Source organism: Bacillus sp. EB600, assembly GCF_024494385.1.
Lineage (GTDB): Bacteria > Bacillota > Bacilli > Bacillales > Cytobacillaceae > JAEVLT01.
Genome location: NZ_JAEVLT010000023.1, coordinates 36,098 through 48,761, shown reverse-complemented (window position 1 = coordinate 48,761; position 12,664 = coordinate 36,098). Strand labels below are relative to the sequence as shown.

Annotated in this window: 12 protein-coding genes and 1 pseudogene; all 13 read left to right on the top strand. The window is 40.7% G+C overall.

All coding sequences use genetic code 11. From position 1 onward, the window contains the following. Positions 1 to 35 precede the first annotated feature (35 nt). The 13 genes and pseudogenes from fdhD (at position 36) to gcvPB (ending at position 12,566) form a co-directional block, all read left to right on the top strand. Positions 36 to 848, top strand: coding sequence for a formate dehydrogenase accessory sulfurtransferase FdhD (gene fdhD / locus JN080_RS19530; RefSeq protein ID WP_256237652.1), 813 nt, complete (start codon positions 36 to 38; stop codon positions 846 to 848). A 664-nt stretch (positions 849 to 1,512) separates the two neighbouring features. Then, positions 1,513 to 1,773: a hypothetical protein gene (locus tag JN080_RS19525; RefSeq protein WP_256237651.1), complete on the top strand. Its 261-nt coding sequence runs from the start codon at positions 1,513 to 1,515 to the stop codon at positions 1,771 to 1,773. Positions 1,774 to 2,043: 270 nt separating this feature from the next. After that, positions 2,044 to 2,949, top strand: coding sequence for a ubiquinol oxidase subunit II (locus tag JN080_RS19520; RefSeq protein ID WP_256237650.1), 906 nt, complete (start codon positions 2,044 to 2,046; stop codon positions 2,947 to 2,949). 18 nt (positions 2,950 to 2,967) lie between these two features. After that, complete coding sequence (locus tag JN080_RS19515; RefSeq protein WP_256237649.1) at positions 2,968 to 4,953, top strand: cbb3-type cytochrome c oxidase subunit I; 1,986 nt, start codon at positions 2,968 to 2,970, stop codon at positions 4,951 to 4,953. A gap of 12 nt (positions 4,954 to 4,965) precedes the next feature. Then, positions 4,966 to 5,568: a cytochrome (ubi)quinol oxidase subunit III gene (locus tag JN080_RS19510; RefSeq protein WP_256237648.1), complete on the top strand. Its 603-nt coding sequence runs from the start codon at positions 4,966 to 4,968 to the stop codon at positions 5,566 to 5,568. Further along, the gene (locus tag JN080_RS19505; protein WP_256237647.1) at positions 5,569 to 5,883 is read left to right on the top strand and encodes a cytochrome o ubiquinol oxidase subunit IV; all 315 of its coding nucleotides are present in this window, start codon (positions 5,569 to 5,571) and stop codon (positions 5,881 to 5,883) included. 137 nt (positions 5,884 to 6,020) lie between these two features. Next, positions 6,021 to 6,446, top strand: coding sequence for a hypothetical protein (locus tag JN080_RS19500; protein WP_256237646.1), 426 nt, complete (start codon positions 6,021 to 6,023; stop codon positions 6,444 to 6,446). A gap of 167 nt (positions 6,447 to 6,613) precedes the next feature. Beyond that, complete coding sequence (locus JN080_RS19495) at positions 6,614 to 6,766, top strand: hypothetical protein (RefSeq protein WP_256237645.1); 153 nt, start codon at positions 6,614 to 6,616, stop codon at positions 6,764 to 6,766. A 370-nt stretch (positions 6,767 to 7,136) separates the two neighbouring features. Further along, positions 7,137 to 7,678, top strand: a pseudogene (locus JN080_RS19490) (PLP-dependent aminotransferase family protein); the annotation flags it as partial. A 423-nt stretch (positions 7,679 to 8,101) separates the two neighbouring features. Then, complete coding sequence (gcvT, locus tag JN080_RS19485; RefSeq protein WP_256237644.1) at positions 8,102 to 9,214, top strand: glycine cleavage system aminomethyltransferase GcvT; 1,113 nt, start codon at positions 8,102 to 8,104, stop codon at positions 9,212 to 9,214. 128 nt (positions 9,215 to 9,342) lie between these two features. Further along, on the top strand, positions 9,343 to 9,735 hold the full coding sequence (gene gcvH / locus JN080_RS19480) for a glycine cleavage system protein GcvH (RefSeq protein ID WP_256237643.1): 393 nt from the start codon (positions 9,343 to 9,345) through the stop codon (positions 9,733 to 9,735). A gap of 1 nt (position 9,736) precedes the next feature. Then, positions 9,737 to 11,089: an aminomethyl-transferring glycine dehydrogenase subunit GcvPA gene (gene gcvPA, locus JN080_RS19475; RefSeq protein WP_256237642.1), complete on the top strand. Its 1,353-nt coding sequence runs from the start codon at positions 9,737 to 9,739 to the stop codon at positions 11,087 to 11,089. Further along, positions 11,082 to 12,566, top strand: coding sequence for an aminomethyl-transferring glycine dehydrogenase subunit GcvPB (gcvPB, locus tag JN080_RS19470; RefSeq protein ID WP_256237641.1), 1,485 nt, complete (start codon positions 11,082 to 11,084; stop codon positions 12,564 to 12,566). Before gcvPA ends, gcvPB begins: the two co-directional genes overlap by 8 nt. The last annotated feature ends 98 nt before the right edge of the window (positions 12,567 to 12,664 follow it).

Genomic DNA, 12,664 nt, shown 5'->3' with positions numbered 1-12,664 from the left:
TCAATTATTTTAATCCTATTAGGAGGGACTAGTGCGTGAAACCAATTGAGGCCAAACGAAAAACTCTTCGTTATCTAAATGGCACAACCGTGGAAACAGAGGACAAAATCGTGACAGAGTATCCACTTACCATCAAAATAAATGGACAGGAGTTCATTACATTAGTTTGTACCCCTGACTATCTTGAAGACTTGGTAATTGGTTATTTATCGTCTGAGGGTGTTATCAACAGCCTTCAGGATATTGAGGACCTATGGATTCAAGAAAAGGATGGAATTGCTCATATAAAAACACATAGAACGAATCCTTATTATCAAAGCTTTCAAAACCGTCGTTACGTTACTTCCTGCTGTGGAATGAGTAGGCCGGGATTTGTGTTTGTAAACGATGCCCTCAAAGCAAAAAAAATGGACAAGATACAAGTCTGGCTATCCATTGATGATGCGTTCCGATTAATGAATGATTTGGAAAAGTCAGCAGCTTTGTTTCACGAAACAGGCGGTGCGCATAATGCGGCTGTCTGTGATGTAAACGGATTAATGGTCAGCAGGACGGATATTGGAAGGCATAATGCTCTGGATAAAATCTATGGCTACTGTTTAAAAAGTAATCTTTCGATTTTTGACAAAATCGTTGTCTTCAGCGGCAGGATTTCTTCGGAAATCCTATTAAAGGTCGCCAAAATTGGCTGCGAAGTGATCCTATCTAAGTCTGCTCCAACAGAGCTGGCCTTGCAGCTTGCAGAACAATTGGGTATTACTACAGTCGGGTTCATTCGTGGAGAGTCTTTGAATGTTTATACGCGTCCCGAACGTATATCGGACATATTTATAAAGGAATCAACATGATTAAATCCTGCCGGTAAGAAGAATTCTTTTTTTAAAATATAAGAAATTATAAAGTTTTGTCACACGACAGTCCTTGATACTGTGGTATTTATTTTCACATATGGAGACAAATAGTGTAAAACGCATTTTTTTTGACCACATCAACACTGGGAAAAATTCAAAAGTAAATGTATATAGCATAAAGTACGAATATTGCTAAACAAAAAAGGACCGGGCGGTTTTTGCCCGGCTTTTTCTTATCATAAAAGAGATTTTTTTTGAAAATTTAGAGCTTATTTTATTCATTCATCATCTTGAAAAACATAAGTGAAGCTGTCACCATAGCTGCTACAAACAAGCCGAGATAGGCAACAGTATACAGATAATAATAATCCATTCTTATCATCCTTCGCTAATGTAAAAAAAATGGTTTTAACTCTTAAAGGTGAAAAGCCAGCAACTGAAGCAGAATGGAGGCTGGCTTTCGTTCAGTAGGGGCTAAACGTGAACGGGTTAACTGAACTGAATTTATTATTTGCGAAATCAATTGAAATAAACGAGGAATAGCTTAAGCACTCCTTAATTGTTTTTTTTTCTGGAAGCTTATGCTTACCGATCTTTTATACATAATCCAGTTCGATTAAGGAAATTCTAGAATTATCCAATAAGCAGAGAAGGTATGAAAATGGCGAGACTTACAATGAAATTAATACTTGTAGAATTGGTTATCGGAATTCTGTTTTTGCTTTATGATATTTTTACCGGAAAACCATGGTCAGCCGGCGGAGTACCGTGGACAATGGAGGAAAACTTCCATTTTAACATAGCACTTGGTTTTTTCACCGCGGCAGGGTTTACCTTAATATTGGGAGGAGTGATTGGATCAATCGGAAGGAAAAATCATACACATGAAAAACGAAATCGCCTTCCCGAAAAGAAGACATGAACTCTGGGTCAATTTGAAACATTTGTATATCAGAAAATGTAAAGGATGGGAAAGTTGATTTACATATATTTCAGTTAACAAAGGATAGTCCTTTGTCGATGTCCGATGAAAAGTGTGTTTGTTTTAGGTTATGTATAAACAGAGCTGTCACATTGGCAGCTTTTCTAATGCAATTAATGAAGAAGCCTACAGAGTCAGGATGTACTTCCTGCTATTGATAAATCTGTTTGAATTAACGACAACAAATGAGAAAGATGGGGGGAAGTTAAAGTGGGAAAATGGAGAAGATTTAGTTATTTTTCTAGCTTGGGTTTAATGATCACAGTACTTTTTTTGGCTGGTTGTGACAAAAGTCAATATATTGTTCTTGACCCCAAAGGACCTGTCGGCCATCAAGAGTTGGATTTAATCATTATTTCTGTCATTTTATGTGCAGTTGTGATTCTTCCGGTCATGGGGATCTTTGTTTATATACTTATTCGTTATAAAGATAGGCCAGAAAACAAAGCACCGTACCAACCTGAATGGGCCGATAGCAAGGTCCTGGAGATTGTTTGGTGGGGAATTCCAATTATTATCGTTGCGATTCTCGGAGTTTATACTGCGAAAATAACCCTTAATTTAACTAAGCCGCCTGTTAAGGATGTAAGGCCAGTTGTTGTACAAGTTACTTCATTGGATTGGAAATGGCTGTTCACGTATCCCGGACAAAAGGTTGCGACTGTCAACTATGCGGTCATTCCTGCAGGAGTTCCCATTCAGTTCGTTTTAACATCTGATGCCCCGATGAATTCATTCTGGGTACCGCAGTTGGGAGGCCAGGAGTATACGATGCCTGGCATGTCAATGGGGTTGTGGCTGCAAGCAGATAAAATAGGAGATTATTTTGGCTCAGGCGCCAACTTTACTGGAAAAGGATTTGCCCATATGCAATTTAGAGTAAAAGCAGTGAAGCAAGCGGATTTCAATAAATGGGCAGCCGACCTTAAGAAAACATCGCCTGCGCTCACAAATGTGAGATATGCAGATTTAGCTAAACCAGGAAATGTGAAGGAATTAAGCTTTTCTTCTTATCCTAAGAGCTTATATGAAAACATCGTAAATAAAAACGGGGGAAAGTATTTCCACCATATGCATCATATGGGTGAAAATATGCCTATGCAAAAACACTATTAAAAAGGAGGGAATAATTCCATGAATACATCGGGCTTTTTTGTAACTGGCGATCCCATGATTTATGGGGCGGATGTTTCCATTGCCTTGGCAGTTGTTGCGATAGTGGCCGCACTTACCTATTTAAAAAGATGGGGGTGGCTGTGGAGAGAATGGATTACAACGGTTGACCATAAAAAAATTGGGATTATGTATCTGCTGGCAGCACTGCTGATGCTATTTCGGGGTGGTGTTGATGCGATTCTAATGCGGTTGCAGCTTGCGATTCCCAATAATCGGTTTTTAGCTTCGGAACACTATAATGAGATTTTTACGACGCATGGAACGATTATGATTTTGTTCATGGCAATGCCATTCATGTTTGCTTTATTTAACATGGTTGTTCCGCTGCAGATCGGAGCAAGGGATGTTGCCTATCCCATGTTAAATGCTGTCAGCTTTTGGTTGTTCTTTATCGGAGCAATGCTTTTTAATCTTTCCTTTGTGATCGGCGGATCAGCCGATTCAGGCTGGCTTTCTTATCCGCCGTTATCGGAAGATCAATTTAGTCCGGGTCCGGGACAAAACTTCTGGATTTGGGGTATCCAAATTTCTGGTATCGGCAGTTTGGCGACGGGAATCAACTTTGTCGTAACTATTTTAAAAATGCGCACACCATCAATGCGATTAAGGGATATGCCTTTATTTACATGGTCCGTTTTATCATCATCAATTGCTATTTTAGGTGCATTCCCTATTCTTACTGTTGCGTTGATTATGCTGACAATTGACCGTTTGTTTGGTGGACATTTCTTTACCATGGATGCCGGCGGAAATCCAATGTTGTGGGTAAACTTGATTTGGATGTGGGGCCACCCTGAGGTATACATCGTAGTGTTACCTGCTTTCGGTGTTTTCTCAGAGGTTGTTGCGACATTCTCCAAAAAACGTATTTTTGGCTATGCCTCAATGGTATTTTCGATGATTGCCATTGCCGTAGTGTCTTACTATACATGGGTACATCATTTCTTTACAATGGGTGCCGGCGCGGACGTAAATATCGTTTTTGCGATTTGTACCATGATTATTGCGATTCCAACAGGTGTGAAAGTATTTAACTGGCTGTTTACAATGTATCGCGGCCGCATTCGCGTGACACAACCAATGCTATGGTTCTGTGGATTTGTTCCCTGTTTCCTCGTTGGCGGTGCAACGGGGGTGATGCTTGCTGCCGCACCTGCGGATTATCAATATCACAACAGTTATTTCCTTATTGCCCACTTCCACCAGGTATTAATTGGCGGTGTTGTGTTCGGCTATCTGGCAGGTCTGTATTACTGGTGGCCAAAACTTTTCGGCTTTAAGTTAAATGAACCATTGGGTCAGTGGGGATTCTGGTTGTGGCAAATTGGCTTCTATGTATGCTTTATGCCGCAATATGCCCTTGGTTTCATGGGAATGACAAGAAGAATTTATACCTACAACCAAACGATGGGCTGGGATATGGGCTGGGCCCCGCTAAATTTTATCTCAACAATCGGTGCCTTTTTTATGGGAATAGGTTTTATTTTTCAGGTTTGGCAAATCCTTTATAGCATCAAACACGGCGAACGTGATGTTACGGGTGATGCTTGGGATGGGCGCACATTAGAATGGTCGCTTCCATCACCGCCTCCAGCGTACAACTTCGCAATACTTCCGATTGTCCACGGACGCGATGCTTGGTGGTATCAAAAACAGGAAATGGGAAAAGCAGGATATAAACCAAAACCAGTTAAATATGAACCTATTCATATGCCGAAAGACACTGGTATTCCTTTTATCATGGCATGTTTTTTCTTTATCGCGGGATTTGGATTTACATTTGAATGGTTCTGGATGGGAATAACTGGGTTGATTGGTGTAGTCGTAACATTATTCGTACGTTCTTTCCAGTACGACACCGATTTTTACATACCTGCTGAAGAAATCGAACAAACGGAAAAAGCTTTAAGAAATCAAGGTTCAGTTCCTCAAACTGTAACCTAGGAGGTTGGAAATATGCAAGAAAGCATATCTGCTCATGCTGGTCACGAGCATGGCCATGTTGACGAGGATGAGTTAAAAATCTTAGGTTTTTGGATTTTTCTTGTCACCGACTGTCTTTTATTCGCTACCTTTTTTTCGGCTTATGCCGTTTTGCATAGTCATACGAATGGCGGCTTTACTGCAAAAGATTTTGATATCCCCGGATTTATTATTGAAACCTTCGTATTGTTGGTTAGTTCATTTACGAGCGGACTTGCTGTTTTACAAATGCATAAAGGAAACAAAAAAGGTCTTATTGGCTGGCTGATTGTTACCGCTGCATTAGGTGCTGTTTTCGTAGCTCTTGAAATTAATGAGTTCACCAGTATGGCTTTAGAAGGGGCCACACTACAGAAAAGTGCGTTCCTCACCTCATTTTTCTCTCTTGTCGGGACACATGGATGCCACGTTACTTTTGGCATTTTTTGGATGGCTGGCCTGATCGTTCAACTTTCAAAGAGGGGGATCACCACGGTTACTAAACGGAAAATCTCGATTATTAGTTTGTACTGGCATTTTTTAGATGCTGTTTGGATCTTCATCTTTACAGTTGTCTATTTAATGGGGGTGATGTAAATGTCAAATCATGAAAACGCTGAACATACTGGGTCCCTAAAAGCGTATATCACTGGTTTCGTTCTTTCGATTATATTAACGATTATTCCGCTTTTTCTTGTCTTAAACCACATGTTATCTAAAGTGCCTTTAATGATTAGTATTTTGCTTGCCGCTGTTTTGCAATTTGTCATTCAGCTATTTTTCTTCATGCATATTCGTGATGGAGAAGGACCAAGATACAATGCAGCAGCACTCATTTTAGGCATCGTTTTCGTTTTAACCATCGTTATCGGTGCTATTTGGATCATGGAATTTAATGAAGTGGTGCAATAAGAATTAATGAGGGAGTGAAAATAATGAATTACGGACTTTTTCTTATTTTAGGGTTGTTTGGAATGACGCTGATCATGGCCATTTTTGTGTTTAATCGAGCGATGAAAGATTAAACACATATATTGAAGGAGTGTAAAATGAATAGAAAAATATGGATCGCAATAATGGGGACACTATCAGTCCTTTGTCTTGCAGGTTGTGGTGATGGGCTAAACAAAGTTCAATCTCAAAATATAAATTCCGCTCAGTCTTCCTTAACAAGGCCAGTCTCGGATATTTCTTATGGATTTACAAAAATTGAGAAATATATAGCAAGAGAGGATTATGCATCGGCAACAACCATATCACGTAACCTTTATGATGAGTTTCACGATGCCATTTTGCCTCCGCTAACGGCGAAAAAAGGCAAAGCGTATGCAGATGATATACACAAAAAATACGATGAACTGGAAGCTGCCATCAGAAGCAAGAATAAATCAAAAATTACAAAGCTTATAAAGGTAAACCAGGATAATCTTAAAACAACTGCTCGAATTTTGGGGGTTTCATTAATTTCATCATAATCATTCGTGAAATTGACCTTCGGCGAGGTAAGTCGAGAACTGCTGGCTGTCCCCTGCAGATAGGGGCAAGTATAAACTATTGGTTCGTATAAAGTGGTAAATTAAGCACAAAATGAAAAGGGAAATGATTTCCCAAAATAATAAGATGAATTATAGGGGCGAATGTTATGGATAAAAACAAAGGGAAAACAGTACCAAATGTATCAGGAAGTTTTCAAATCGTTGAAGATGACCGAAAAGGAACCATTGATGAATTGAGAAAAGAGAATAAGCTGGATGAAGAAACGGAATACTACGCACGAGTATTTATGGAAGAGTAGACGCTTTTTTCAATGAACGAGGTACTTTAATGGGGATGGGAGTGCTGCCGCGCCTCCAGGACAAATTTATTTACCCAACTAGAGAGATAAGTGCTGCAGCACTTTCCCACCATCAGGACCTTTAATTTAGGGGGGATTTGTATCTGGAGGGACCATCGCTATTTCCACGGAAGCAAGGATGGAATCCACTTTCAACCAACAAAAACTGGCGTTAAATAAAACACCACCAGAGGGGAATACTCTATTAGAGTTAAGCACTCAGGTTAGGGACAGAGAAGGGAGTGTTGTCCTACCCTTTTCTGTCCCTTTTTGCGTGAAAAAACAAGGGACAAATCTGGCAGTGACAATCAAAAAAGAGGGGGTAATAACAATGAGTTTACAGTCGAGTGATCGAATCATTTTTGAAGCAATTGAAAACGAAAGGAAACGACAACATCAAACACACTAGAGTTGATTGCTTCGGAAAATTTTGTCAGTCAAGATGTATTGGAAGCAATGGGAAGTGTGATGACGAATAAATATGCAGAAGGCTATCCCGGAAAGCGCTACTATGGTGGATGTGAATTTGTAGATGTGGCGGAACAAACAGCCATTGACCGCGTCACTCGGCTGTTTGGCGCCAAATATGCAAATGTTCAGCCACACTCAGGTGCACAAGCAAACTTTGCCGTATTTTTCGCTCTGCTTCAGCCTGGAGATAAAGTAATGGGGATGAACCTTTCGCAAGGCGGGCATTTAACTCACGGAAGCCCTGTAAGTGTTTCGGGAAAATGGTTTGAAGTTGTGTCCTACGGCGTGAGAAAAGATACTCAATTGATTGATTATGATGAATTGGAAGCGATCGCCAAAAAGGAAAAACCTAAATTGATCATTGCGGGGGCAAGTGCTTACCCTAGAAAGATTGATTTCGCTGGTGCTTGAAAAAGCAAAGGAAACCACTAAATCGATTTGTGATGCCTATCCAATATTTCAGCAGGTAGTCACAGTGTAAGAAAGGGGCATGCTGCTGGAATTTCAGAGTTGTTTTAACATTATTCAGGCCCACGGAACAGATAAAGCGCCTCTTGGGTGATTACTTGGGATAGTTACCGATGATTCACGGAGAAAACATTTGTTGAAGATAGCAAAAGAGTATGGCAGGCAGTACCAGTTTGAAATCAAAGGAATTTGCAAATAGTATAACCATCTTAAAATAACAATCGTGACAGCGAAACACGAGTTATAAAGATATGCCTAAAACACTTCGGGAACCAGTGCTTGAAGGACTAGCAAAAAAGAGACAATCAAACAGGTGAAGGAACAATTATTTAAAATCTTAGACAGGGGGTCTATCCAATGGGAGTAGAAACTGAGTTAAAACGAACACCACTTTTTGAAGCATATAAAAAATATGGTGCAAAGATCATTGATTTTGGTGGTTGGGAACTTCCGGTACAGTTTTCCAGCATACTAGAAGAACATGAGGCTGTCCGAAAGGAAGCAGGACTTTTTGATGTTTCGCATATGGGTGAGGTGCTTGTTGAAGGAAAAGATGCTGAAAGCTTTATTAACTACCTTGTGACAAACGATGTAACAAAGATAACGATCAATCAGGCACAGTATACAGCAATGTGTTATCCGGATGGTGGGACGGTTGATGACTTGCTTGTTTATAAATTAGAGAATGAAAAATATCTACTCGTGATTAACGCAGCAAACATTGAAAAAGATTTCGAGTGGATGAAACAGCATAAAAAAGGGGAAGTAACGCTACAAAATATTTCTAATAACATTGCTCAACTTTCCATCCAAGGTCCAAAGGCAGAGGGCATTTTACAAAAGTTAACGGAAATAGATTTATCTAAAATTGGCTTTTTCCACTTCGCACAACATGTTGATGTTGACGGAGTTAAAGACGTTCTTGTATCTCGTACAGGTTACACAGGGGAGGATGGTTTTGAACTTTATTTAGCGGCAGATAAGGCGGAAGCACTTTGGGAGAAGCTTCTAGATACGGGAAAGAAAGATGGATTAAAACCATGTGGACTTGGTGCACGTGACACGCTTCGTTTTGAATCACGTCTTCCTCTGTATGGCCAGGAGCTTACCAGCGAAATTAGCCCACTTGAAGCCGGAATTGGTTTTGCTGTCAAAACGAAAAAAGAAAGTGACTTTATCGGCAAGGATAGTCTACTAGCACAAAAAGAGGAAGGATTAAAACGGAAGGTAGTAGGGATTGAAGTTACGGGAAGGGGAATTCCTCGCCACGGCTACAAGGTGTTTTCAGCAGATGAGGAGGAAATTGGGGTTATTACATCTGGCACTCATTCTCCGACTTTAAAGAAAAGCTTAGGCCTTGCGGTCGTATTGACAAAATATGCTGAAATAGGAACTCCAGTCAAAGTTGAAGTCCGTAATAAAAAGATTGACGCTGTTGTTGTTAAATCACCTTTCTATAAAAAGGGCTAGTGCCGACATTTTCATAATAAATGGCGGAGTAAGGTCTCTTGATGCAGGTGTAAGTGTAAAAAATGCTAAGTCAAATATATACGGAACACTCAAAATTATAAAATACCATTGGTGGAAGGAAGAAAAAAATGACAAATACAACAAATCTACTTTATAGCAAGGAACACGAATGGGTTTTACAATTAGACGGAAATCGAGTGCGAATAGGGATTACTGATTATGCACAAAAACAGCTGGGAGATATCGTATTTGTTGAAAATCCGCAAGTGGATGATAAAGTAACGGCGGGTGAATCAATGGGAACAATCGAATCGGTTAAAGCAGTTTCTGAAATTTTCGCTCCTATATCAGGTACGATTGTTCAGATCAATGAGGAGTTAGATGATGCTCCTGAGACCATTAACGAATCTCCATTAAGCAAAGGCTGGTTAGTAGAGGTAGAAATGTCAAGTCCGGAAGAACTGAAGGCTCTTTTAAATGAAGATTCGTACCAAGCCCTTATTAATGAAGGAGGGGAATAAAATGACGTCCACTTATCGATACCTCCCAGATACGAAACAAGATCAAGAGGAAATGCTCGCTTTTTTAAATATGTCTTCTATCGATGAGCTGTTTGCAGATATTCCAGCTGAGATCAGGGTTCAAGGTGAGCTGAATATCCCAATGGCGGACCCTGAACCAGTTCTTTTGAAAAAAATGTATAGGCTTGCTTCCAAAAACAAAAATGTGAATCAATACCCAACCTTCCTTGGTGCGGGAACCTATGATCATTATGTTCCAAGTGTAGTCAACGCTATGATTTCCCGTTCTGAATTTTATACGGCCTATACACCATACCAGCCGGAAATCAGCCAGGGTGAATTACACGCGATTTTTGAATTTCAAACTATGGTTTGTGAGTTAACTGGAATGGATGTTGCAAATTCTTCGATGTACGATGGGTTTACATCACTTGCTGAAGCTGCATCACTCGCGGCTGCATCAACAAGACGTTCAAAAGTGCTTGTATCAAAAGCAGTGCATCCTGAATCGCGCGCGATTTTAAATACGGTGGCCAGTGGCCATGGATATACAGTAGAGGATGTGAATCTTGCTACTGATGTTACCGACTTAGAAAAACTGCAGGCACAGATTGATAAAGGGACTGCTGCAGTTATTGTTCAATATCCTAACTTCTTCGGATCAATTGAAGATTTGGCAGAAATTAAGAAAATTGCGCAAGAAAATGGAGCTCTTTTGATCGTGAGTGCCAATCCGCTGGCACTGGCTTTACTGCAGGCTCCAGGCGAGCTCGGGGCAGACATTGTGATCGGAGATATGCAGCCATTGGGAGTCCCAATGTCCTTCGGCGGGCCGCACTGTGGTTATTTTGCAGTAAATAAAAAATACATGCGAAAAATCCCTGGACGGATTGTCGGTCAAACGACAGATGAGAAAGGGCAGCGTGGATTTGTATTAACACTGCAGGCACGCGAACAACATATTCGCCGGGATAAAGCAACATCCAATATTTGTTCGAACCAGGCATTAAATGCACTTGCAACTACTATCTGTATGAGTGCACTAGGCAAACAGGGAATCCGTGAGATGGCTCAACTTAACTTTGAAAAAGCTGATTACATGGCAAAAAGTCTGCAAAAGAAAGGCTTTATCGTGACGAATCATGCACCATTCTTTAATGAATTTGTAGTAGAGCTTCCTGCTGCTGTTAAAGAGGTCAATGCAAAACTGCTTGAGGCGGGTATCATCGGAGGTTATGACTTAGCAGGTGATTACGGCTTTGAAAATCAAATGCTCATTGCCGTGACCGAGCAAAGGACGAGAGAAGAGATTGATCAATTTATCAAGGTATTGGAGGCTGCTGTAAATGGTTGAATATAATCACCTTATTTTTGAAATTAGCCGTCAGGGACGCGTAGGCTCAAGCCTTCCGGAAAGTGACGTTGATAAAGTCGATATCAATAATAAACTTCCGAAGCATTTAATTCGTGAAACTCCGGCGGAACTTCCGGAAGTATCAGAGCTACAGCTTGTTCGTCATTATACAGCGCTTTCGAATAAAAACTACGGAATTGATAACGGTTTCTATCCACTTGGATCTTGTACGATGAAGTATAATCCGAAAATTAATGAAGATGTTGCACGTATGGATGGATTCAGCCGCATTCATCCATACCAGCCAGCTGAAACAGTGCAAGGTGCATTAGAGGTTTTATATGAACTGCAGGAAGAATTAGCCGTGATCACAGGAATGGACGCCGTAACATTGCAGCCTGCTGCAGGAGCTCAAGGTGAATGGACAGGGTTAATGCTGGTCAAAGCCTACCATAAGCAAAAAGGTGAAGTGAGAACCAAAGTGCTTGTTCCGGACTCAGCACATGGAACCAATCCGGCAAGTGCATCGGTTGCGGGTTTTGAAGCCGTAACGATTCCATCCAATGAACATGGGTTAGTTGATCTGGAAGAATTAAAGAAACATGTAGATCAGAATACAGCAGCACTAATGTTGACAAATCCAAATACGCTGGGACTTTTCGAAAAAGAAATAGTTGAAATCGCGAATGCTGTCCATGAAGCAGGAGGATTATTATATTATGATGGTGCCAATGCAAATGCCATCTTAGGAAAATCAACTCCTGGTAAAATGGGCTTTGACATTGTGCACTTGAACCTGCATAAAACCTTCACTGGTCCTCACGGCGGCGGAGGCCCTGGTGCAGGTCCTGTCGGTGTAAAGGAAAAGCTGATTCCATTTTTACCAGTTCCGCGAGTGGCAAAGGAAAATGGCCAATATGTATTGGATTACAACCAGCCGCTTTCAATCGGCCGTGTGAAAGGGTATTATGGTAACTTCGGCATTCTATTACGTGCGTACACCTATATTCGCACAATGGGACCTGAAGGATTACGTCAAGTATCGGAAGATGCAGTCCTTCATGCGAACTATCTTCGAAAGAAGCTTGAGCCATATTTTGAAGCACCGTATTCGCAAGTGTGTAAGCACGAATTTGTGTTATCCGGATCCAGGCAGAAAAAGTTAGGGGTAAGAACACTCGATATGGCAAAACGGTTGCTGGATTTTGGATACCATCCGCCGACCATCTACTTCCCACTAAATGTAGAAGAATGTATGATGATTGAACCAACAGAAACCGAGTCAAAGGAAACTCTCGATGCCTTTGCGGATGTGATGATTCAAATCGCAAAAGAAGTAGAAGAAAATCCTGAAATCGTATTAGATGCACCACATACCACGGTGATCGGCCGATTGGATGAAGTTAAAGCCGCCAGACAACCAATTTTACGATATATAAAAGAAGAAGCAGAAAAGAAAGAGACCGTAAAGACTTAACAAATGATTAAGCACGAATCACCGGGAATGAAGTTAAGTTAAAAATTTCGTTCTTGGTGGTTTAAATAACACCAAGAACTTCATGCCTGTTCCATATG